The 21,575-nt window shown below is 58.2% G+C and carries 21 protein-coding genes; 10 read left to right on the forward strand and 11 right to left on the reverse strand.

Features of this window, described 5'->3' with window-relative positions; translation table 11 throughout:
• Nucleotides 1-108: 108 nt before the first annotated feature.
• From QM701_RS09035 to QM701_RS09070, 8 genes are all read left to right on the forward strand, one after another.
• Nucleotides 109-795 (forward strand): Crp/Fnr family transcriptional regulator, encoded by a 687-nt coding sequence (locus tag QM701_RS09035; RefSeq protein ID WP_415166743.1) that lies wholly within the window; start codon nt 109-111, stop codon nt 793-795.
• Between the two features lie 16 nt (nt 796-811).
• Nucleotides 812-1,276, forward strand: a complete 465-nt coding sequence (locus tag QM701_RS09040; RefSeq protein WP_415166744.1) for a SixA phosphatase family protein — start codon at nt 812-814, stop codon at nt 1,274-1,276.
• A gap of 215 nt (nt 1,277-1,491) precedes the next feature.
• Complete coding sequence (locus QM701_RS09045; RefSeq protein ID WP_415166745.1) at nt 1,492-1,917, forward strand: pilin; 426 nt, start codon at nt 1,492-1,494, stop codon at nt 1,915-1,917.
• Between the two features lie 90 nt (nt 1,918-2,007).
• A complete protein-coding gene (locus tag QM701_RS09050) occupies nt 2,008-3,951 on the forward strand; it encodes a tetratricopeptide repeat protein (RefSeq protein ID WP_415166746.1) in 1,944 nt (647 codons plus the stop codon).
• Nucleotides 3,952-3,976: 25 nt separating this feature from the next.
• Nucleotides 3,977-4,855: a glycosyltransferase family 2 protein gene (locus tag QM701_RS09055; RefSeq protein WP_415166747.1), complete on the forward strand. Its 879-nt coding sequence runs from the start codon at nt 3,977-3,979 to the stop codon at nt 4,853-4,855.
• A gap of 4 nt (nt 4,856-4,859) precedes the next feature.
• On the forward strand, nt 4,860-5,966 hold the full coding sequence (locus QM701_RS09060; RefSeq protein WP_415166748.1) for a glycosyltransferase family 4 protein: 1,107 nt from the start codon (nt 4,860-4,862) through the stop codon (nt 5,964-5,966).
• On the forward strand, nt 5,963-6,871 hold the full coding sequence (locus QM701_RS09065) for an NAD-dependent epimerase/dehydratase family protein (RefSeq protein ID WP_415166749.1): 909 nt from the start codon (nt 5,963-5,965) through the stop codon (nt 6,869-6,871). The genes QM701_RS09060 and QM701_RS09065 overlap by 4 nt, the downstream gene beginning before the upstream one ends.
• A complete protein-coding gene (locus tag QM701_RS09070) occupies nt 6,868-7,914 on the forward strand; it encodes a glycosyltransferase family 2 protein (RefSeq protein ID WP_415166750.1) in 1,047 nt (348 codons plus the stop codon). Before QM701_RS09065 ends, QM701_RS09070 begins: the two co-directional genes overlap by 4 nt.
• A 70-nt stretch (nt 7,915-7,984) precedes the next feature.
• Here the strand turns inward: QM701_RS09070 and QM701_RS09075 are convergent, their stop codons facing one another.
• From QM701_RS09075 to QM701_RS09100, 6 genes are read right to left on the reverse strand one after another with little or no spacing between them, the layout of a single operon-like run.
• The gene (locus QM701_RS09075) at nt 7,985-8,311 is read right to left on the reverse strand and encodes a hypothetical protein (RefSeq protein ID WP_415166751.1); all 327 of its coding nucleotides are present in this window, start codon (nt 8,309-8,311) and stop codon (nt 7,985-7,987) included.
• Entirely contained in the window at nt 8,268-8,849 is a 582-nt protein-coding gene (locus tag QM701_RS09080) for a glycosyltransferase family 2 protein (RefSeq protein WP_415166752.1), read from the reverse strand. Before QM701_RS09080 ends, QM701_RS09075 begins: the two co-directional genes overlap by 44 nt.
• Nucleotides 8,842-10,017: a hypothetical protein gene (locus QM701_RS09085; protein WP_415166753.1), complete on the reverse strand. Its 1,176-nt coding sequence runs from the start codon at nt 10,015-10,017 to the stop codon at nt 8,842-8,844. The genes QM701_RS09080 and QM701_RS09085 overlap by 8 nt, the downstream gene beginning before the upstream one ends.
• The gene (locus QM701_RS09090; RefSeq protein ID WP_415166754.1) at nt 9,942-11,756 is read right to left on the reverse strand and encodes a class I SAM-dependent methyltransferase; all 1,815 of its coding nucleotides are present in this window, start codon (nt 11,754-11,756) and stop codon (nt 9,942-9,944) included. Before QM701_RS09090 ends, QM701_RS09085 begins: the two co-directional genes overlap by 76 nt.
• Nucleotides 11,753-13,024: an ABC transporter ATP-binding protein gene (locus QM701_RS09095; RefSeq protein ID WP_415166755.1), complete on the reverse strand. Its 1,272-nt coding sequence runs from the start codon at nt 13,022-13,024 to the stop codon at nt 11,753-11,755. The genes QM701_RS09090 and QM701_RS09095 overlap by 4 nt, the downstream gene beginning before the upstream one ends.
• Nucleotides 13,014-13,814 carry an ABC transporter permease gene (locus QM701_RS09100; protein ID WP_415166756.1) on the reverse strand — a complete coding sequence of 267 codons (801 nt, stop codon included), beginning with the start codon at nt 13,812-13,814 and terminating at the stop codon, nt 13,014-13,016. The genes QM701_RS09095 and QM701_RS09100 overlap by 11 nt, the downstream gene beginning before the upstream one ends.
• Before the next feature lie 149 nt (nt 13,815-13,963).
• Between QM701_RS09100 and apaG the strand changes: the two genes are divergently transcribed.
• A complete protein-coding gene (apaG, locus tag QM701_RS09105; protein ID WP_415166757.1) occupies nt 13,964-14,347 on the forward strand; it encodes a Co2+/Mg2+ efflux protein ApaG in 384 nt (127 codons plus the stop codon).
• Here apaG and argJ read toward each other — a convergent pair.
• Both argJ and secA read right to left on the reverse strand, forming a co-directional pair.
• Nucleotides 14,344-15,582: a bifunctional glutamate N-acetyltransferase/amino-acid acetyltransferase ArgJ gene (gene argJ / locus QM701_RS09110; protein WP_415166758.1), complete on the reverse strand. Its 1,239-nt coding sequence runs from the start codon at nt 15,580-15,582 to the stop codon at nt 14,344-14,346. The two genes, apaG and argJ, sit on opposite strands and share 4 nt — an antisense overlap.
• A gap of 91 nt (nt 15,583-15,673) precedes the next feature.
• Nucleotides 15,674-18,385, reverse strand: a complete 2,712-nt coding sequence (secA, locus tag QM701_RS09115; protein WP_415166759.1) for a preprotein translocase subunit SecA — start codon at nt 18,383-18,385, stop codon at nt 15,674-15,676.
• A gap of 177 nt (nt 18,386-18,562) precedes the next feature.
• Between secA and QM701_RS09120 the strand changes: the two genes are divergently transcribed.
• Nucleotides 18,563-19,006 (forward strand): DciA family protein, encoded by a 444-nt coding sequence (locus QM701_RS09120; protein WP_415166760.1) that lies wholly within the window; start codon nt 18,563-18,565, stop codon nt 19,004-19,006.
• Here the strand turns inward: QM701_RS09120 and QM701_RS09125 are convergent.
• The 3 genes from QM701_RS09125 to ftsZ all read right to left on the reverse strand — a co-directional run bounded on the left by QM701_RS09125 (nt 18,993) and on the right by ftsZ (nt 21,573).
• On the reverse strand, nt 18,993-19,181 hold the full coding sequence (locus QM701_RS09125) for a hypothetical protein (protein ID WP_415166761.1): 189 nt from the start codon (nt 19,179-19,181) through the stop codon (nt 18,993-18,995). The genes QM701_RS09120 and QM701_RS09125 overlap by 14 nt on opposite strands.
• A gap of 13 nt (nt 19,182-19,194) precedes the next feature.
• On the reverse strand, nt 19,195-20,124 hold the full coding sequence (lpxC, locus tag QM701_RS09130; protein ID WP_415166762.1) for a UDP-3-O-acyl-N-acetylglucosamine deacetylase: 930 nt from the start codon (nt 20,122-20,124) through the stop codon (nt 19,195-19,197).
• A 276-nt stretch (nt 20,125-20,400) separates the two neighbouring features.
• Nucleotides 20,401-21,573 carry a cell division protein FtsZ gene (ftsZ, locus tag QM701_RS09135; protein WP_415169367.1) on the reverse strand — a complete coding sequence of 391 codons (1,173 nt, stop codon included), beginning with the start codon at nt 21,571-21,573 and terminating at the stop codon, nt 20,401-20,403.
• Nucleotides 21,574-21,575 lie beyond the last annotated feature (2 nt).

The raw sequence follows: 21,575 nt of genomic DNA on the forward strand, positions 1-21,575 counted from the left end.
TAAGGCGATCCGGCGGCGCCGCAAACCGGTACGGTCGCCGCCCTCGTCTTGCCTCGCCCGCCGCGCCGTGCGACGATCCATGCATCCAACGTATCCTGCCATCCGCCCATGCCCGAACGCGATATCTCCATCGAAACCCTGCTCGCGCGCATCCCCCTGTTCAGCGGCCTGAACCCCGAAGAAATCGCCGGCATCGCGCGCGGCACCCACGAACTGCATGCCGCCAAGGGCGACATCCTGTTCCACAAGGGCGACCAGCCGACCGGCTTCCACCTCATCGCCACCGGGCAGGTCAAGCTCGGCTTCACCTCCGCCCAAGGCTCCGAAAAGGTCATCGACATCATGGGGCCGGGCCAGACCTTCGGCGAAGCCGTGATGTTCACGGACAAGCCCTACCCGGTCTTCGCGCAGGCGCTGGCCGACTCGCGCCTGTTGCACGTCTCCAAGCGGGTCATCGTCGACGGCATCGAGCGCGACCCCGGCTTCGCCCGCAAGATGATCGCCTCGCTCTCGGTCCGCCTGCACCACCTGATCACCGACGTCGAATCCTATTCGCTGCACTCCGGCCGGCAGCGCATCATCGGCTACCTGCTGCGCGACAACACCGAAACCGACGCCCGCGCCCTGACCATCACCCTGCCCACCAGCAAGGGCACCATCGCCTCGCGCCTGAATCTGACTCAGGAACATTTCTCGCGCATCCTGCACGAACTGTCGGAAGCGGGGTTGATCGTCGTCGAGGGCCGCCGGATCACCATTCCCGACGTCGAGAAACTGCGCGGATACGATCTGTGACTTTGAGGAGACGCTCATGGACCTCCTGCTCTGGCGCCACGCCGAAGCCGAAGACGGCACCCCCGACAGCCAACGCCGGCTGACCCCGCGCGGCGAAAAACAGGCGCAGCGCATGGCCGCCTGGCTCAAGACGCACGCGCCGAAAGACATGCGCATCGTGGCCAGCCCGGCCAGGCGCTGCCAGCAGACCGCGCAGGCGCTTGGCCTGCCGTTCGAGACCGATCCGCGCCAGGCACCCGGTAGTAACGTTACCGATCTACTCGCCGCGATTCACTGGCCGAGCAGTTGCGGCGGCAAACGCAACGCCATTCTCATTGTTGGTCATCAGCCAACACTGGGACAAGCCGCCGCGTTACTACTTTCGGGCAGCGAGGCTGACTGGCCGATCAAAAAAGGCGCGCTGTGGTGGCTCTTGCTGTCCACGCGTGCCGGCAGAACGCAGGCTGAGTTACGCCTTGCCATTTCATCCGAAAGGCTATAAGACCGACGACGCTGCGTCGTCTTATCAAATGTAAATTGGCGTTTTTTGCCCCCTAACCTGACGAAAAACGTCACATTCTCTGGGTCCAAAGCAACGATTTCTGGAAAATTTCAGAAAAACACCCCTGGCATATGAATTGCTTTGCACATTACAGGCGTTCTAGCAAAGGACTCCCAATCCAGACAGACTGCAGTGTTTATTTCTAGGAGATACAAATGAAACGCGTTCAACAAGGTTTCACCCTGATCGAACTGATGATCGTCGTCGCTATCATCGGCATTCTCGCGGCGGTTGCCTTGCCGGCCTACCAGGACTACACGGTTCGCGCCAAAGTTTCTGAAGTCGTGCTGGCTGCCTCCGGAGGGAGAACCTCGATTGCTGAAGCCTACCAAACTCTAGGACACATGCCAGCTGTTGCTTCAGCTGGCATTTCAAGCCAAGCCTCTGATTATGTGTCAGGTGTTGTTTACACCAGAACGTCAGACACGGTGGGGGTAATCACCGCGACTGCGACCGCAAAGGAATCCAAAATCTCCGGGCTCACGATTACCATGACAGGTACCGCCGATGCGAACGGTGTAGTTACTTGGGTGTGTAACGGCACTATCGACCAGAAGTATAAACCGGCCAACTGCCGCTAATTCCCAATTGCGTTTTACGTATACTTAGCTCTATACCAAAAAATGCCCTACTCTGTAGGGCATTTTTGGTTTTTACGTATAGGAATCCCTTTGATCTTCGTCGCCAATCAACGTCGAAGCACCTTCCCGCTCTGTTCAATCGTTACAGGAAGCGCGTTGCTTGTGACCCTATTATTTGCAGTCTATTGGCCGGGATTGCATGGCGACTTTTTTTTTGACGATACACCTAGCATTCTTACGCCAGACGGCGTGCGAATGACTTCACTTTCATGGGCATCATTGCGCGATGCCTTCTACTCCGGCACAAGCGGCCCCCTACTACGACCGATCGCACAACTCAGCTTTGCACTTAATTACCTTTGGAGAGGATTCGATCCATTCCTCTTCAAGATCACCAACCTGGCCATTCACGTTACCAACACACTGCTTGCATTCATCTTTGTGTATCAACTAATGCAGCGGGGAGAGCACACAAATAAGCGCCATTGTGCACTCGAAGCAGCAATAATTACCGCGCTTTGGGCGCTCCATCCTATTCAGCTTCTCGCCATACTGCACGCCGTCCAACGCATGACCAGCCTATCCGCTGGGTTCCTTCTGCTTGGATTGATACTGCATCTGCAGGCAAGGGATGCGGAATCGCCAACGCGAAAAGCGATGTTGTTTGCTGGCGCCTGGCTTGCCTGCTGGCCGCTCTCGATTCTAAGCAAAGAAACAGGTCTTCTTTTTCCCTTCCTTGTGCTTATCTGTGAATTTTTTTACCCCCATACCTTAGGCAAAAGGCAAGACACATTCACCCGCGGACTCGCATTGGCCTGTGTCATTTCCGCGCTCTCTGCCATCATTTATCTCCTTTTGCCGGCGGGGAGGTGGATTCTCGCTGGTTACGATTTTCGGCCATTCTCGCTTTCCGAACGATTGATGACCGAGGCTCGCGTTCTGTGGAACTATGCCGATCTGCTCATCGCCCCACGCTTCCATGTTTTCGCTATTCACCACGACGACATTCCGATTTCAAGTGGACTGCTATCTCCTCCCACAACCCTAATCGCGCTGATCGCATGGACTGCGGTCCTGCTTCTGGCTTGGCTTTGCCGAAAAAAGCAGCCTGCTGTCTCATTCGGAGTTTTCTGGTTTCTCACCGGACACGCTCTCGAATCGTCCTTTCTCCCGCTCGAAATCGCCCACGAACACCGAAACTACCTTCCCTCACTGGGACTAATTTTTGCTGGGGTTGTTTCAATCTCTCAACTACAGAAAAGGGTAATCAAGACAAAAGCTGTCATTGCCATTATCACGGTCATTCCTCTAGCATATTTTAGTCTCATAACGGCCCTTCGCGCTCATGAATTCGGGGATACACTCAGACTGACGCAGATGGAAGCGAACAATCACCCAAACTCTCCACGTGCCCAAAATACGGCAGGATCGGCACTGGCCGCCTTGCCCCAGGCACGAGATCCTATCTCCCCCATTCACGCACTCGCTCGCTATCACTATGAGGCAAGCACAAGACTTTCCCCATCCGAAAAAGGCAGTCTGCTTGGCTTGATCAACCTCGAATGCAACGCCGGGCTAAAACCAAGCCCCCCTTTGATTCAGGAACTGGAGAAACGCCTGGCATCTCCTCCGTTCGCCCCCGGTGACAGGAATATTCTTTTCAGCATCAAGGAGACGGCAACAACATCACCAACGTTTTGCCTGACGCGTACCGACGTAGACGCGCTGTTTTCCGGAGCGTTCAGCAATCCTTCCGTTACCCCGTGGGTAAAAGCCATCATTCATTCATGGTATGCGGACTATCTGTGGCTGAATCAGCGGGATTTCCTTCTTGCCAAGAGAAACCTTGAAGATTCATTAACACTGTCCCCCAATAACCCCAGTAATCAACTCAAGCTAGCACAGTTGTTTTTCCTTTCTGGCGAACACGGCAAAGCCACAGCACTCCTTAAGCAATTGCGCGCCGCGCGGTTAAACCAAGGAGAACTCCGTACGTTAAACGAGTTACTCGCCGCCACAAAACTTGCGGACTGATAGGCCGAGCATTTATTCTAGGTCGATGGGCAAAATAAACATTTCACTCGTCATTCCTGCGCGAAACGAATCGGCAGGATTGAAGCGCATTCTTCCTCAGCTCCGAGAATTAGCACTCAATACGGAGATCATTGTCGTTGATGACGGTTCGACTGACAACACGGAGGAAGCAAGCGTCAACGAAGGCGCCGTGGTTATAAAACACCCCTATCCTATGGGCAACGGCGCTGCAATAAAAACCGGCGCCCGCGCGGCAAAAGGCGACGTGATCGTCTTCATGGACGCTGACGGCCAGCACCAGCCGGAAGACATTTCCGGACTGCTGCAAAAATATTCGGAAGGCTACGACATGGTAGTCGGCGCACGTCTGCCCGGCTCACATGCGGGCCCCCATCGCGCCGTCGCCAACGATTTTTTCAGCCATGCCGCCAGCTGGATGGTCAGGCATACGGTCGAGGACCTCACTTCGGGATTTCGCGTCGTCAATGCGAAACGCTTCCGCCAGTTCCTCTATCTCATTCCGAATGGCTTCTCCTACCCGACGACGATCACCATGAGTTTCTTCCGTGCCGGGTATCGCGTCGCCTACGTACCGATTCACACGCCGCGCCGCATCGGCAGGAGCCATATCCGCCCGTTTCGGGACGGCGTGCGCTTTCTCATGATCATCATCAAGATCGGCACGCTCTTCTCTCCGCTCAGATTGTTCCTGCCGATCAGTACCGGTTTCTTTCTCACAGGACTCGGTTATTACATCTATACGTTCTTGAGTGCCGGCCGCTTCACCAACATGAGCGCGCTCATGTTTACGTCAAGCATTCTCACGTTTCTTATCGGTATCGTGTCGGAACAGATTTCGGCTCTGCACTACAAGGATATCGACGGAACGAACGACAAGGATTGAGTACGTGCGGCTTCTGATGACGAGCACATCCTACCCGGTCTCTGCTGAAGACTGGCGAGGACGCTTCATCGCCAGCCTCGCCGCGGCGCTGGCGATGAAGGACGTGGTTTCCCTGTCGCTCTGGGCACCGTCGGGCGACCTGCCCAATGGAGTCGTTTCGGCAACTACTCAGGCCGACCGCAAATGGCTTGAACGATTGTCCGAACAAGGCGGCATAGCCCACCTCCTGCGGACAAAAAAAACCAGGGCATTAAGCTCAGCCACGGTGCTGCTGTGGCGTCAGAACCGCGCTTTTCAGCGAGATCCCCCTGACGTCGCACACGTTAACTGGTTACAGAACACCCTGGCGCTCTGGGGTACGACGATTCCAGCGCTGATCACCGTTCTCGGCAGTGATTTCGCGCTGCTGCGAGTGCCCGGCATGCGGTTCGCCTTGCGTTCTGTTCTGCGCCAGCGTCGGGCGATTCTTGCCCCGAATGCCGAATGGATGATCGATGAATTGGAACGGTCATTCGGCGACCTAGCTGAAGTCCGGCCTATCCCATTTGGTGTGGATAGCCCATGGTTTGATGTCGTACGGCAACCGCAGCTTCAAACTCCTTGCCAGTGGATCACCGTCACCCGCCTGACGAAAAACAAAATCGGCGATCTGTTTGCCTGGGGTGAGGGCCTCTTCGGTGACAATCGCCGACTGCATCTCTTCGGCCCGATGCAGGAGCAAATTGAGATTCCGAGTTGGATCGACTACCACGGTCCGACGCATCCTGCCGAACTCCTGCGCGACTGGTTCCCCAAAGCCCGTGGCTTGATCACGTTGAGCCGCCACGACGAAGGCCGGCCGCAAGTCATGATGGAAGCCATGGCGGCAGGACTTCCGGTCATCGCATCGGATTTACCGGCTCACCGCAACCTGATCACTCAAAAGGTGAATGGATGGATCGTCCCAGCGCGTGAGGCGCTCACCGAAGCGCTCGCCCATCTCGATGATGACGCAGCAAACCAAGCCCTTGGCGCCTCTGCCCGGCAATGGACCAAGGAACACATCGGCACTTGGGAAGATTGCAGCCAGCGTTATATACGGGCCTATGTAGACCTGCTGGAAACGGCATGAGCCCCCCAGAGAAAATTCTCTTGATCGGTGGTACGGGCTTCATCGGCCGTGCACTGGCACTGCGCCTAGCCGCCAAAGGGCACAACGTGCATGTGCTGTCCCGAACAGGTTGGAGAAACACGCCCTCTCCTCCGGGGGTCTCGGTGCACCATGCCGACCAGGGCAATGCCGAAAGGCTCGCCCCGCTACTGGATACATGCTGCCAAGTCTTTCACCTCGCGGCGGCAACGACGCCTGCTGATACCGTCTGGCAACCCGCTCGCGAAGCGGAACAAAACCTGCTGCCAGCTTTGCGTTTCCTCGAATGTGCGCAAAATTTTCCGGACAACCGCTATTTCTTCTTGTTGACCGGCGGGGCCTTGTACGGGGAAGCAGCCCGAGCTGCTGAGGATACACTGCCCCACCCGATCTCCTACCATGGTGCCGGGAAATTCGCTCTGGAGCAGTTTTTTGGCGTACTGGGCCAGCGCCATCCCGGCAGACTGACCGTCCTGCGCCCGAGCAACGTTTACGGCCCGGCGCAACCCTTGCGACCAGGCTTCGGCATCATCCCGACGCTGCTCGAAAGAGCACGCGACGGAGAATGCATCACAGTCTTTGGCGACGGTAGCGCCGTCAGGGACTATCTTTACATCGACGACTTGGTGGACGCCTGCCTGCACGCCATGGCAGGTCCAGCCGGAACCTATAACCTCGGTTCCGGCGAAGGCTATTCGATCAATCAGTTGCTGGACATGATCGGGTATATGACGGGTAAACCGCTCCGAATCGACTACCAGCCTGCTAGAGCATCCGACGTCCAGTGCATCGTGCTGGACACGCGTCGCGCCCAGGAGCATCTTGGTTGGCAGCCACGGGTTGGGTTGCTGGAAGGGCTTCAGAGATGCTGGCGGGGATGCGCATGAACCCGTACAGCGCATCTCACGAAGGACCGCCCTCGTCCCCACTTGTATCGGTATGCATCGCCAACTACAACGGCATGGAAGTCATCGATGATTGCATCCAGTCAATATTAAACCAAGCCGGCTCGATACCCCTGGAAATACTGGTCCATGATGACGCATCGACCGATGGTTCGGTTGACCATATCAAAGCACTGTACCCGGATGTAAAACTGATTGAGAGTCCATGCAACGTCGGCTTCTGCATTGCCAACAACCGCATAGCCGCCATCGCTAAGGGCCATTACCTCCTGTTGCTCAACAACGATGCGGCGCTGCTGCCCGACGCGCTGGGCACGCTGCTCGCTGAAGCGCAACGCCTGGGCCGGCCCGCCATCCTCAGTCTGCCGCAATACGACGCCGACGGCGGTGAACTGCTCGATATCGGCAGCCGGCTCGATCCTTTCTACAACCCGGTGCCAAACCGCGATCCGGCACGCAACGATGTTGGCATGGTAATGGGTGCCTGCCTGTGGGTCGATCGGTCATTATGGCGTGACCTCGGCGGCTTTCCAGATTGGCTCGGCTCAATCGGCGAGGACATGTACCTATGCTGCTGTGCGCGCTTGGCCGGCCATCCGGTGCGCGCACTCGGCACCTCGGGCTACCGGCACCGCGTCGGCAGGAGCTTTGGCGGCGGCAAGGTGGTGGCGGGCCGGCTCGCCACCACATTCCGCCGGCGTACGCTGTCGGAACGCAACAAGACTTTCGTCATGGCGACAACCTGCCCGGCCCCCGTGGTGCTGTTGCTGCTGCCGCTTCATCTGGCCTCGCTGTTGCTTGAAGGCGGCCTGCTTTCGCTGCTCAAACTGGATATCCGCTATCTACAACAGATCTATCTGCCGGTATTTGGCATGCTGTTCCGGCATGGCAATGAAATCCGCATGTCCCGGAAAGCAACACAAAATAATCGCCGTCTGGACAGCGCCGACTTTTTCGCGGTGTTTGATTGCTGGCCATATAAATTGCGCATGCTAATCCAACATGGATTGCCACGACTAAAATAGTTTCCTTGGAAAATCCGTCTTTGGCTAATTCCCTGCTTTCGATAGAAGGCTCGGCCTTTAAAGGGGCTATTTAGGCACGACCAACCAGGTGCTTGATCCAGGTTTGCAGAATCAGCTCGAGCCGTACGCAGTAACGGAATAATAAACGCCACAGGAAGGATGATCTTTGATCCTTTTCTGCGCGCAAGCGTGCCAGGAGGGCAAAATAAATAGTTCTGACATTTTCTGGACGAGAGAAAAAGTCAATATTATTCTCAAACAAGCACCCGAAGGCCCTTCGCTCTACTGCACGATTATCGTCTTTCAGGCGAGCCGTTCTGGATTTCGGTTTTACGCGGTAGTTGAACAATATTTCATCGATACGATGAACGCCACCTCCCATTGCCAGAATTTTCATCCAAAAATCGTAGTCCTCCATGCCGTTCAACCATGTTATTGCTGTAGCCGTTTACTGCTTCCCAAGTGGAACGTCTAAACATTGCAGTGGCGAAAATCATATTTTCAATAACAAATTTTTCAGCATCAAAAGACGGAAGCTTCCATTCGCCACGTGCTAGGCCAAACCAGCTTACCCGGCAGTAGACGATTTGCAGATGAGGGTTATCCTCTAGTAATTTCCAGGCTTTTTCGACGTAAGTTGGCATAATGCGGTCATCTGCATCCAACGGCAGGATGTATTTTCCACGAGCCCGGCAGATAGCAAGATTGCGTGCCGCCGCCGGACCACGACACTGCGCGGCGCGAATCACAACCAGCCGAGGGTCCGTGGACAACTCCTCGATCAGCTTTACGGTATTTGGGTCGGTCGACCCATCATCCGATAAAATGACTTCGACACCGTGCGCGGTTTGCATGAAAGCGCTCGAGAGGGCCTCACGCAAATAGGCACCGTCGTTATGGCATGGAATAACAATCGAAACGCTAGGATCAGACATGGCGCTGGATCCATTTGCGGATGAGAGATTTCAGCCGGTTTCTCCTAAATACAGAAAAAAGAATACGGATGTTGCTCAACAAAAAAGGGTTACGCAGGTCGCTCCCATAACATTCCCTCCAGACGATCCGTGCATTCCTCCAAACACCTTTTCCGGAAAGAAAATTACGATAAGACCAAGCGATCGGCTTAAAAATATTCTCCTGGTGAGCTTTACACGCAGCGGCATATTCACCGGCGAAAGCCTCAAGCAGAACAGAGTTGTCTTTTGCCCAACGACCAATACAGCGATGGAACATGTTGCTGTCGAATCCGGAGAAATGAGCGAAGCGCAACGGTTTATCGTTGACGAGATATGTCCCAGATGCATCTCGAGAAAGTTTGCGGTCCATAAGCGACCATGTAGCGAAGTTATAGCCAGGTTCGCGCAACACTTCGGTATTGAAGAAGCAGGGAAGCAGGTTGATCCACTTCTGATCGGTAAATATGCCGTTCGGTATATCATCGTAACAGGCGTAATCGAGGCGTGCAGCCCACCAATCGATAAAACGTATTGTTTCCGGATGCCGTCGTACAGCCAGAAAACCCAAATTGAAAACTCCATGGCGCAAGGCGCTCAATTCCATTTCTAAATTGCCGGGCGTTTCGAGGTGCGGTGTCACAACGATTGGTGATTTTTCAAGTAGTTCATGAAGCTCATGGAAAGGAGAGTAGACATAAGTATCGGGATCAAGATAGAAAAAATAGTCGGTTGACGGATACCTGAGATATAGATGGCGCAGCAAGGCGGCCTTGATGGCAGTGGCTGCTTCTACAATCGAATAGCGGAAAACCCAAGCATCGAATTGACCGTTTTCCATCAACTCATGCGCCAAGACTACAACATCGACTTCTGCATGATTTGAGATATTGAACTCTCGAGGCAGTTCGCGCTCGACTAAGCCAATTACGTAGAAACTGTTCGGGTATGATTTTTTGATCGAAGTGGCCAAGGCAAGCGCTTTGCCTAGGTAATTGGTGCATATAGATGTGTAAAAGATAGTAGGAGGCAAGATGTCTTGCCCATCAATTCGCTGCGCTTGGATAGATTGGGTCATGTCTTCTGGATTTTTTTGTTGAGCGTGCGCCATATATAAGAAATAAAGCGCAAAGGTTTTGAAAGCTGCCATGAAAGAGTCGATTTGACACGAACTATTTCATCATCTAGATAGGCGATTCTGTTTCTAGAAAACTCCCCCAACAGGTAATCACTGAGGTGACACCTACAACCACCATTTATTACTGTTCTAAGCTTTTCGAAATTCTCTGTTTCGTTACCGCCATAGATGAGAGTACATAGTTCGGATTCACGTCGCATTGCATCAGTAATTTGTCCATCGGTAAGGTAGATGCCATTTACTGAAGCTACCTTGACTATGAGTTCTCGAAGAGTCATCTTCACCAATGCCGGAGATGTTGGAGAAAATCCGATGGAATTATTCAGTCCTCGCACAATCAACCAATACAAAGGAATATACCCTTCGATTTCCCATTCCTGGTCGATTCGATGCAGGCGGCCATCTGATGCGCGGATACAGTTCTGTGGGATGACGTTAACCCAATCACCAGGTAGAACAGGGCCATTTTCGCCGACAGAAGAATGGGCAAGCAATAGATCAAACCACGGCGCCACCCATTCGAGGACCCCGGAGATACCCTCGCCACGCGCTAGTCTTTGCTGCAACTCCAGAAGGTAAGGGCGACCCACAATGTAATCACAAACGGTATTGGCTCGATGCAATAATCCGCCGGTGGAAAAATTGACTTTCTTCGCCGAAAAATCGGGATGTAAGTATCGCTTTTCTACGACCATCCTGTCGCTTGAACGGACAAAGCTTGTTTCTGTCGCATAAGCCAAAACTCTGTTCGTCGTGTAAGTCTCGGCCCGCCAGTCAGCCCCAAATTTGCCAAAAGCGTCTTCCGTAGCCGCCGCGAGGATTAGGAAAGAATTAGCTAATTGTGGCAATAGACCATTATCAATTATTGGCCGCCAGGCGAGGTTTTCGTGGAAATTGGGGTGAAACTCGCCTTCCCCATTGCCGCTCGCCATCCCCGCAAGCAGAGCGGAGGCATCAAAACCTGGAGTGGAGAAGGCGGTATCCGAGAGGATAACCCGCGGCAGTTTGTAATCTGGAAAGGGGTAATAAAACCGATGACACATTAGGCCAGCCGTCGCCAATTTTTTCTCCAGCGCGACACGACCGAATGTCGTTGGTTCGTTATCACGATAAAGGCCATGGAGGCCGTAATATGGGGTACCAAGATGATCTTCGGCACAACCGTTGAGGTATTTCAAACCCAGTTGGTTCTCAATGGCCAGGAATAGCACTCCATTTTTATTAAGAAAACTACGCGCATGGGAAAGGCAGCGACAAACGGGATCGTCCCCTTCAATGAATTTTGGAGCATATTCAAGAACACCTATTAGCAGAACGAAATCGAATTTTTCAGTACTGGAAAAATCGATAAAATTGTCGCAATAAACTCTCACATTGGTCAGATCACGACAGCGCTCTGCAGCAATTCTTGCCCTCTGCACGCTGCCTTCCACTGCGGCAACGTCAGCGCCACTCTCTCCCAAATATCGGGTTATCGCTCCGCAACCGCAGCCAAGCTCCAACACTCTTTGCCCTGCACCAATGCTAAAAGGTCGTAGCAAATTATGGCGACAGATAGAGAAATGATATTCCGTCGGCCAGTCCACAATGGCACTTGCGAGTTCTTTGGATCCAGAGGAAACGTCTAAGGCTCGCTTGATGATATTGAGCAAACTGCGCTCAAACTCTTCGCCATCGGAATAATCGAAGAAGATAGCTTCCGGACGCACCCACACATTATCGCGCGAATCGAGGGCATAACCAGAAATCATGAAGCATCTCTCAATATAAAACGTGGTGCGAAGTCAGTCCTGCCGTCTGCATCACATGGTCGTGCAATGCTGAGCGTAATCACATCGTAGCGCCTGTCGTGCGGTAGAATACCTGCATCTGTTTTGCTAACAACACCAAGTGAAAGTAAATAACCACCTTCATCGAGAAACGGATTGAAATAGAAGGCTATTTCGATATGTTCCTTTGCTCTCAATGTGTAAAGCTGACCAGCAGATAAGTCCTGTGAATTGACCGACAAAACAATCGCACCAGTTAGTGACTTTATTGTCATGCCAAAGATCACCCCACCCAAATCATTATGGGAAGTAACTGTTATCTTCAACTCCACAGTACTCCCGGGCGATAGATAAGTCGGATTTTCTCTTCCATCTTGAACAATTCTAATGTTTTCGATACTGGCCGCACCATCTCCCCAGCGGGTTTCGGCAGAATTGTAAGCAGGATGACGACATAGCTCAGTGCCGCTATCCCGGCCGGATGGCACATCCGGGATTGTCGTGTATCCAGGCATTGCGCACATGGCTAGGTAGCGAGACAAAGTTGAGTCAGGAGCATCATCGGCGACGAGCCCTCCTGCATGTAACATCATCGCGCGATCACAGTAATGGGCAACTTGCTCAAGCGCATGTGTAACCAACAAGATGGTGCCTCCTCCACCACGAATTGCAGCGATACGCTCAAAGCATCGCGCCTGAAAACGTGCATCACCAACCGCTAAAGCTTCGTCAACCACGAGGATATCCGGTTCGACACTGATCGCGACCGCAAACGCCAGTCGTACAAACATCCCGCTTGAATACGTCCTGACCGGCTGATCGACAAACTCGCCAATGTCGGCAAATGCAGCTATTTCGTCGAAGCGGACGTCCATCTCTCCTTTCGAGATACCCATTACCGCCCCTTGGAAATAGACGTTCTCCCTCCCTGTAAACTCCGGGTTGAAGCCGGCGCCCAGTTCCAGCAGCGCGGAAATCCGCCCATTAACTTTCACCGACCCTGTCGTTGGCTTGAGAATCCCGCAAATCAGTTGCAGCAGCGTGCTTTTACCGGAACCGTTTCGCCCAATGATGCCGACTGTCTCCCCCTTCTTGATGTCGAACGAGACGTCGTGCAGGGCGGTAAATTTATTGTGGTATTTCTTCATCCCCAGCGAGAGGAACTGCATGATCCGATCACCGGGGTGGCCGAAAAGCCGATAGGTTTTACCGAGATTGCGCACCGAGATGGCGATATCGTCAGAGGACATCGGCGAACTCCTCGCGGCTACGCTGGAAGAAGACAAACCCGAGCATCACGACGGCCACAGAACTCAGAAACGCCCAGCCCCACGCGCCCCTATCGAAGGGCGACCCCGACACAAGTGCTCGCGATATCTCGATGACATGCCCCAGCGGGTTGAAGCGGTAGAAAGGGCGCAGCATTTCGGGAACCGCGCTGACTGGATAAAAGACGGGCGAGAGGAACATCAGCATCTGGATGAAGACGGGGACGATCTGGCTCATGTCCTTGATGAAGACGCCCCATGCGCCGAGGAACCAGGCAAAGCCCATGGCCAACAGCACGACCGGCAAAGCCAGGAACGGGAGAAGCAAAGTCTGGAAATGGAAATGCCCCGTCCACACGAGGGCGACAATCAGGATCAGGAAATTGAAGAATGCATGCACCAACGCCGCGCCTAGCGGAACGAGCGGAAGTATGTGCACCGGGAAAATGATCTTTTTCACGAAGCTCGGGTAGCCGCGCACCGATGCAGGAGAACGCGATACCGCTTCAGAAAAGATATTGAACACGATAAGCCCGCTATACAGGAGCAGCCAGAATGGCAAAACACTTTCTGTCTGCACCGCGCGTGCCTGGAAAACCTGGCCAAAGACGTAGGCGAAAATGGCGAGCATCAGCAGAGGGCTAAGGAAAATCCACAGCACGCCGAACATCGCTCCGCGGTACCGCAATAGTACGTCACGCTTGATGAGTTGCCCGAGCAGATAACGGTGGCACCAAATCTCTGTCAGAATGCGGAGCGGGCTGAAAATCATGGTTTCGATATTTTGGTTGAAGAGTCCATGTATGCAGTATTGACTGCTGTCATACCATGAACTTAAGGGAATATAACTCAGTCTGATCGGAGCAACTCGTTTTCATGAGAGAAGGTGTTCTTTCTCGATCCTTGAAACCAGTTTTTACCATGGCCAACAGCAAAAAATACCAAATTGACGTTTCCGCCGTTCCGCAATATATCTCTGAACAATCCGACCCGGGCAGAGAGCGTTACGTGTTCGCCTATACGATCACTCTCGAGAACGTTGGGACTGTGGCAGCGCAGTTGATCTCGCGCCACTGGCTTATCACCGATGGCAATTCGAACGTACAGGAAGTGCGTGGACTGGGTGTGGTTGGCGAGCAGCCTTTACTAAAGCCTGGAGAGAAATACGAATACACCAGCGGCTGCCAGCTCGACACGCCGGTCGGCATCATGCGTGGCACGTATCAGATGATGGCCGAGGATGGCACGGCCTTCGAGGCGGAGATTCCGGCGTTTACCCTCACCATCCCGCGGGTTCTGCATTAACTCCGGTAGTCGGCGTTGATCTTCACGTAGTCGTACGAAAGATCACAGGTATACACGTTGGCACTGGCCTTGCCGCGGCCGAGGTCGACGCGGACGATGATTTCCTTGGACTGCATGACGCGGGCGCCGTCTTCCTCGCGGTACGAGGCGGCGCGGCCGCCTTTTTCGGCCACCAGCACGTCGTGGCCGGCGCTGCTGAGCCAGACGCGGACGTTGTCGACGGCCAGGTCGTCGACGCGGGCGTAGCCGATGGCGGCGAGGATGCGGCCGAGGTTGGGGTCGGAGGCGAAGAAGGCGGTCTTGACCAGCGGTGAGTGGGCGATAGCGTAGCCGACGGCCCGGCATTCCTCGCGGTCACGGCCACCCTCGACGGCGACGGTGATGAACTTGGTGGCGCCTTCGCCGTCGCGCACGATGGCCTGCGCGAGTTCGCGTGCCACGCCGACGACCGCCTCGCGCAGTCGGGCGTAGCCGGGCGCCGCGGCGTCGGCGAACGTGGCACCGGAGCGGCCGGTGGCGATCACGATGAAGGAGTCGTTGGTCGAGGTGTCGCCGTCGACGGTGATGCAGTTGAACGACTCGTCCGCCGCCTCACGCACCAATTGCTGCAGCAGCGGCGCGGCGACGCCGGCGTCGGTGGCCACGAAGCCGAGCATGGTCGCCATGTTCGGCTTGATCATCCCGGCGCCCTTGCTCATGCCGGTGACGGTGACCGTTTTGCTGTCGATCTCTACCCGGCGCGACGCGGCCTTGGCCACGGTGTCGGTAGTCATGATGGCGTGCGCGGCGGCGTGCCAGCGGTCGGCCTGGAGATCGTCCCGGCAGCGCGGCAGGGCGGCGACGAGGCGGTCGACCGGCAGCGGTTCGAGGATCACGCCGGTGGAGAACGGCAGCACCTGGCCGGCGTCGACGCCGAGCAATTGGCCGACGGCCGCGCAGGTGTCCTGAGCGGCGCGCATGCCCTCGTCGCCTGTGCCGGCGTTGGCGATGCCGGTATTGATCACCAGCGCGCGGATGTCCCGGCCGCTGGCGAGGTGCTGGCGGCAGAGATGCACGGGCGCGGCGCAGAATCGGTTTTGCGTGAATACGCCGGCGACCGTCGCACCCGACTCCACTTCCAGCAGGGTGAGGTCGCGCCGGTCCGCCTTGCGGATGCCCGCCTCGGCGACGCCCAGGCGGATGCCGGCGACGGGGAAGAGTTTTTCGGGCGCGGGGGTGGCGTAATTGACGGTCATGTTCGATCAACCTCCAGATACAAAAAGAGGTACAGGGGAAACGCGGTCTTGAGTTCCTCTGTGCCTCTTTTCGAGCGTTATGGCGAAACGGTCAGCTCAGCTTGCCGTGGCACTGCTTGTACTTCTTGCCCGAGCCGCACGGACACGGGTCGTTGCGTCCGATCTTCTGGCCGGCGTGCAACGGCGGCAGGGGCTCGCTCTCGGCGGCAGCGGCAGCGGCCGCCAGCGCTTCCTCGTAGTCGGCGTGGTGGTACTGGACGTTCTGCACGGCGGCCTGTGGCGCGGTTTCCTGGACGTCCTCGGTGCGCACCTGCACGGTCACCAGCAGGCGGGTCACTTCGGCGCGCACGGAGTCGAGCAGCATCTGGAACAGCTCGAAGGCCTCGCGCTTGTATTCCTGCTTGGGGTTCTTCTGGGCGTAGCCGCGCAGGTGGATGCCCTGACGCAGATGGTCGAGCGCGGCGAGGTGTTCGCGCCAGTGGGTGTCCAGGCTCTGCAGCATCACGTTGCGTTCGAACGGGCGGAAGGCGCTGGCGCCGACCAGTTCGACCTTGGCCTGGTACGCGGCGTCGGCCTGCTCGATGATGCGCTTGAGGATCGTGTCGTCGTTGAGCGTCGGTTCGTTCTTGACCCAATCGGCGACGGGAACGGTGAGCAGCAGCTCGGCGGCCAGTTCCTTCTCCAGCGCCGGCAGGTCCCACTGCTCCTCGACGCTGTCCGCCGGCACGTGGCGGCGGAAGGTGTCGGTGAGGACGCCGTGGCGCATGGCGGTGATCGTCTCGCCGATGTCCTCGGTCTCGAGCAGTTCGTTGCGCTGCGCGTAGATCACCTTGCGCTGGTCGTTGGCGACGTCGTCGTATTCGAGCAGTTGCTTGCGGATGTCGAAGTTGCGGCCTTCAACCTTGCGCTGCGCCGATTCGAGCGAGCGCGAGACCATCGGATGCTCGATGGCTTCGCCTTCGGGCATCTTCAGGCGGTCCATGATCGCCTTGAGGCGGTCGCCGGCGAAGATGCGCAGGAGCGGATCGTCGAGCGCCAGGAAGAAGCGCGAGGAGCCCGGATCGCCCTGCCGGCCGGAACGGCCGCGCAGCTGGTTGTCGATGCGGCGCGACTCGTGGCGCTCGGAGCCGATGATGTGCAGGCCGCCCGCGGCGACGACCTGGTCGTGCAGCTTCTGCCAGTCGGCGCGCAGCGCGGCGATGCGCGCATCCTTGGTCGCTTGGTCGAGCGACTCGTCGTCGCGGATGGCCGAAATCTGCTTCTCGATGCTGCCGCCGAGCACGATGTCGGTACCGCGGCCGGCCATGTTGGTGGCGATGGTGATCATGCCCGGACGGCCGGCCTGCACCACGATCTCGGCTTCCTTGGCGTGCTGCTTGGCGTTGAGCACCTGGTGCGGCAGCTTCTCGCGGTCGAGCAGGTTGGAGAGCAGCTCGGAGTTCTCGATCGAGGTGGTGCCGACCAGGACCGGCTGCCCCTTCTCGCGGCAGGCGCGGATGTCGGCGATGATCGCCGCGAACTTCTCGTCGGCGGTGCGGAAGATCTGGTCGTTGAGGTCCTCGCGGACCATCGGCAGGTTGGTCGGGATGACCACCGTCTCCAGGCCGTAGATCTGCTGGAATTCGTAGGCTTCGGTGTCGGCGGTGCCGGTCATGCCGGCCAGCTTGCCGTACATGCGGAAGTAGTTCTGGAAGGTGATCGAGGCCAGCGTCTGGTTCTCGTTCTGGATGGCCACGCCCTCCTTGGCCTCGACGGCCTGGTGCAGCCCGTCCGACCAGCGGCGGCCGGACATCAGGCGGCCGGTGAACTCGTCGACGATAATCACCTCGCCGTTCTGTACCACGTACTGCTGGTCGCGCAGGAACAGGGTGTGCGCGCGCAGGGCGGCGTAGAGGTGGTGGATCAGCAGGATGTTGGCCGCGTCGTAGAGACTGCCGCCGGCCAGCAGGCCGACGCGGCCGAGGATTTCCTCGGCGTGCTCGTGGCCTTCCTCGGTGAGCAGCACCTGGTGCGCCTTCTCGTCGACCCAGTAGTCGCCGGGGCCGTTTTCCTCCTGGCAGCGGGTCAGCATCGGCGCGACCTGGTTCATGCGCACGTACAGGTCGGTGTGGTCCTCGGCCTGGCCGGAGATGATCAGCGGCGTGCGCGCCTCGTCGATCAGGATCGAGTCGACCTCGTTGACGATGGCGAACGAGAGCTTGCGCTGCACGCGGTCGGTCGCCGCGTAGACCATGTTGTCGCGCAGGTAGTCGAAGCCGAATTCGTTGTTCGTGCCGTAGGTGATGTCCGAGGCGTAAGCCGCCTGCTTGTCGTCGTGCGGCATCTGCGACAGATTGACGCCGACGGTCAGGCCCAGGAAGCGGTGCAGGCGCCCCATCCACTCGGCGTCGCGATTGGCCAGGTAGTCGTTGACCGTGATCACGTGCACGCCGTTGCCCTTCAGCGCGTTGAGGTAGCAGGGCAGCGTGGCGACCAGCGTCTTGCCTTCGCCGGTGCGCATTTCGGCGATCTTGCCGTCGTGCAGGACCATGCCGCCGATCAGCTGGACGTCGAAATGGCGCATGCCGAGCACGCGCTTGCCGGCCTCCCGCACCACGGCGAACGCTTCGGGCAGCAGCGCGTCGAGCGTTTCCCCGTTGGCCAGCCGCGCCTTGAACTCGGCCGTCTTGCCGCGCAACTCCTCGTCGGACAGCGCGCTGACGCCCGGCTCCAGCGCATTGATCTGGCGGACGACGGCGGAGTACTGCTTGATCAGCCGATCGTTGCGGCTGCCGAAAATCTTCTTGAGTAAGCCGGAAATCATTCTGGAGTTGGCGAAGGCGCGTTAAAAGCGACGATTCTACCATGCGCCTCCCGGCTGGGGCGGCGGCGCGCAGTCCGGTGCGCGCCCGGCGGAAAGCGTGGTGTAGTATGCGGAACCTGGACGTTTCCAGGCGGCCGGAAAGCCCTTTTGGCGCACGAACGGATTCCCTGCCCTTTCATGTCACGGATGCCCCACACCCTCGAAGACTTTCTCGACTCAGCGGACGGCGCCGACGGCGTGCTGGCGCATGCGCGGCGGCTGCTCCGGCTGGCGCGGCTCTATCAGGAAATCGCGCCGGCGCACCTGTGCCGGGCCAGCCGGTTGGTCAATTACAAGGCGGGAACCGTGGTCATCCACACGGCGAACGGCGCGACGGCCGCCAAGCTGCGCCAGCTGGCGCCCACCCTGGCCGACGGCTTTGCGAAGCGGGGGGTCGAGTGCAGCGGCGTCCAGGTCAAGGTGCAGGCGCCCGAATTCCAGGCCGAGGCGCGGCTTCCCGCGCAGAAGCCCTTGTCCGGACAGGCGTTCCGGACGCTCGGGGACCTGCGCGACGCGCTGCCCGACTCGGAACTGCGCCGGGCGGTCGACACGCTGCTGCAGCGGTCGGCTAAACGGGAATGACCGCGAAACGCTCGAGAATCAGCAGCGCGAAGACGAGCAGCGCCACCATCACGGCGTAGCGGAAGATGCGCCAGGAAAAATTCAGATAACTGGGGTTGCGCGTCAGCAGGTAGGCTCCGAAGCCGCCGATGATCGTGATCAGGGTCACGATGCCGAGCAGGCGCAGCAGCCACATGCCGGCGATGCGCTCAGTGCGCCGGCTGCGCCAGCCAGCGGACGACGGACTGCGGCGCGCGCGCCTCGTCCTCGAAGGTCACCAACTCCCAGGCGTCGGGATGGGCGAGCAGCTCGCGCGCCAGCAGGTTGTTCAGCGCATGCCCCGACTTGTGCGCGGTGAACGCCGCCAGCAGGGGGTGCCCGAGCAGATAGAGGTCGCCGATCGCGTCGAGCACCTTGTGCTTGACGAATTCGTCGCCGTAACGCAGGCCGTCGGCGTTGAGCACGCGGAACTCGTCGAGCACCACCGCGTTGTCCAGCCCGCCGCCCTGCGCCAGACCGTTCTCGCGCAGCCACTCGACTTCCTGCATGAAGCCGAAGGTGCGCGCGCGCGCCACTTCGCGCACGTAGGAATGCTCGGCGAAATCGATGGTCACTTCCTGGCCGGTGCGGTCGATGGCCGGGTGGTTGAAGACGATGGAGAAGGTCAGCCGATAGCCGTCGTAGGGATCGAAGCGCGCCCACTTGTCGCCGCTGCGGTCGCTTTCGCGCACCTCGATGCGGCGCTTGATGCGGATGAATTTTTTCGCCGCCGGCTGCTCTTCGATGCCGGCCGACTGGATGAGGAAGACGAAAGGCGACGCCGAGCCGTCGAGGATCGGCACTTCGGCGGCGTCGAGATCGACGTAGGCGTTGTCCACGCCCAGGCCCGCCAATGCGGACATCAGGTGTTCGATGGTGCCGACCTTGGCGCCGTCGCGCTCAAGGCAGGAACACATGCGCGTATCGCCAACCTCCAGCGCGGATGCCGGCAGGTCGACCACCGGATCGAGATCGATGCGCCGGAAGACGATGCCGGTGTTCGGCGCCGCCGGACGCAGCGTCATGTTCACCTTGACGCCCGAGTGCAGGCCGACCCCGGAAGCCCGGATCACCGATTTGAGCGTGCGCTGTTTGAGCATGTGTTTGAAAAAATTGGGAATTGGCGGATTGTAACACAGCCCGCCAACTCCCTTTTGCAGAGAAAGAAAGAGTTACAAAGCCTTTACCCGGTCTAACGGCCGAGCGAGCGCGGTGCAGGCCAGGCGCGGACGGCCGCCGCATGGCGGGGCCATGCAAGGTCGGCCGCAACGCCGCATGAGCGCCCCGTCCGGCCGCCCGAAGGGGTGCTCATCCTCCCTCGGGGAGGATGAGCGCAGCGACAGAAGGGCAGTGCCTTGGTCAAGCGCGGCCGGCCGTCAGTCGGCCTGCTTGCGCAGGAAGGCCGGAATGTCGTACCGGTCGACGCCGCTGTTGGCCAGCGCCTCGACGGTCGTGCTGCGCCCCTTGCGCACCACGGCCGGCACGTCGAGCTGGCTGTAGTCGATGCCGCCGCCGTGCGCGTAGCCGCCGTCGGTGCCCGTGGCCTGCACCACGGGCGTGTTGATCACCTCGAACGGCTGGCGCTTGGCCTGCTGCTGGCCGAGGCCGGTGGCCACCACCGTCACGCGCAGTTCGTCGCCCATGCCCTCGTCGTAGACCGCGCCGAAGATGATGTGCGCGTCGTCGGCGGCGAATTCGCGGACGGTGTTCATGACCTCGTTCACTTCCTTCATCTTCAGGCTGCGCGACGAGGTGATGTTGACCAGCACGCCCTTGGCGCCGGAGAGGTTGACGCCTTCGAGCAGCGGCGAGGCGACGGCCTGTTCGGCGGCGATGCGCGCGCGGTCGACGCCCGAGGCGTAGGCCGAGCCCATCATGGCCATGCCCATCTCGCCCATCACCGTGCGCACGTCCTCGAAGTCGACGTTAACGAGGCCCGGGAAGTTGATGATCTCGGCGATGCCGCCGACGGCGTTGCGCAGCACGTTGTCGGCGGCCTTGAAGGCCTCGTCCATCGACACGTCGTCGCCGAGCACGTCCATCAGCCGGTCGTTGAGGATGACGATCAGCGAATCGACGTGCTTCTGCAGTTCGGCGATGCCGGCTTCGGCGATCTTGGCGCGCTTGCCTTCGAAGGCGAACGGCTTGGTCACCACGGCGACGGTGAGCACGCCCATCTCGCGCGCCACCTCGGCGACGATCGGCGCCGCGCCGGTGCCCGTGCCGCCGCCCATGCCGGCGGTGATGAACGCCATGTGCGCGCCTTTCAGCGCGTCGGCGATCTGCTCGCGCTCGCTGACCGCGGCGTCGCGGCCGACTTCCGGCTTGGCGCCGGCGCCGAGCCCGGTCTTGCCCAGGCGCAGCTTCTTGTGCGCCACGCTGCGTTTCAGTGCCTGCGCATCCGTGTTGGCCGCGACGAACTCGACGCCCATCACGCCCTCGCGGATCATGTGATCGACCGCATTGCCGCCGGCACCGCCGACGCCGATCACCTTGATCACGGTCTCGGAATCGGCGACGGCGTCTTCCTTCTCGATGATTTCAAACATGG

The organism is Propionivibrio sp., from assembly GCF_047602565.1.
Classification (GTDB): domain Bacteria; phylum Pseudomonadota; class Gammaproteobacteria; order Burkholderiales; family Rhodocyclaceae; genus Propionivibrio.

What these genes read in the sequence shown, in the direction of transcription:
- QM701_RS09035 (WP_415166743.1), top strand. Translation starts at nt 109, where the DNA reads ATGCCCGAACGCGATATCTCCATCGAAACCCTGCTCGCGCGCATCCCC.
- QM701_RS09040 (WP_415166744.1), top strand. Translation starts at nt 812, where the DNA reads ATGGACCTCCTGCTCTGGCGCCACGCCGAAGCCGAAGACGGCACCCCC.
- QM701_RS09045 (WP_415166745.1), top strand. Translation starts at nt 1,492, where the DNA reads ATGAAACGCGTTCAACAAGGTTTCACCCTGATCGAACTGATGATCGTC.
- QM701_RS09055 (WP_415166747.1), top strand. Translation starts at nt 3,977, where the DNA reads ATGGGCAAAATAAACATTTCACTCGTCATTCCTGCGCGAAACGAATCG.
- QM701_RS09065 (WP_415166749.1), top strand. Translation starts at nt 5,963, where the DNA reads ATGAGCCCCCCAGAGAAAATTCTCTTGATCGGTGGTACGGGCTTCATC.
- QM701_RS09070 (WP_415166750.1), top strand. Translation starts at nt 6,868, where the DNA reads ATGAACCCGTACAGCGCATCTCACGAAGGACCGCCCTCGTCCCCACTT.
- QM701_RS09075 (WP_415166751.1), bottom strand. Translation starts at nt 8,311, where the DNA reads ATGAAAATTCTGGCAATGGGAGGTGGCGTTCATCGTATCGATGAAATA.
- QM701_RS09080 (WP_415166752.1), bottom strand. Translation starts at nt 8,849, where the DNA reads ATGTCTGATCCTAGCGTTTCGATTGTTATTCCATGCCATAACGACGGT.
- QM701_RS09085 (WP_415166753.1), bottom strand. Translation starts at nt 10,017, where the DNA reads ATGGCAGCTTTCAAAACCTTTGCGCTTTATTTCTTATATATGGCGCAC.
- QM701_RS09090 (WP_415166754.1), bottom strand. Translation starts at nt 11,756, where the DNA reads ATGATTTCTGGTTATGCCCTCGATTCGCGCGATAATGTGTGGGTGCGT.
- QM701_RS09095 (WP_415166755.1), bottom strand. Translation starts at nt 13,024, where the DNA reads ATGTCCTCTGACGATATCGCCATCTCGGTGCGCAATCTCGGTAAAACC.
- QM701_RS09100 (WP_415166756.1), bottom strand. Translation starts at nt 13,814, where the DNA reads ATGATTTTCAGCCCGCTCCGCATTCTGACAGAGATTTGGTGCCACCGT.
- apaG (WP_415166757.1), top strand. Translation starts at nt 13,964, where the DNA reads ATGGCCAACAGCAAAAAATACCAAATTGACGTTTCCGCCGTTCCGCAA.
- argJ (WP_415166758.1), bottom strand. Translation starts at nt 15,582, where the DNA reads ATGACCGTCAATTACGCCACCCCCGCGCCCGAAAAACTCTTCCCCGTC.
- secA (WP_415166759.1), bottom strand. Translation starts at nt 18,385, where the DNA reads ATGATTTCCGGCTTACTCAAGAAGATTTTCGGCAGCCGCAACGATCGG.
- QM701_RS09120 (WP_415166760.1), top strand. Translation starts at nt 18,563, where the DNA reads ATGTCACGGATGCCCCACACCCTCGAAGACTTTCTCGACTCAGCGGAC.
- QM701_RS09125 (WP_415166761.1), bottom strand. Translation starts at nt 19,181, where the DNA reads ATGTGGCTGCTGCGCCTGCTCGGCATCGTGACCCTGATCACGATCATC.
- lpxC (WP_415166762.1), bottom strand. Translation starts at nt 20,124, where the DNA reads ATGCTCAAACAGCGCACGCTCAAATCGGTGATCCGGGCTTCCGGGGTC.
- ftsZ (WP_415169367.1), bottom strand. Translation starts at nt 21,573, where the DNA reads ATGTTTGAAATCATCGAGAAGGAAGACGCCGTCGCCGATTCCGAGACC.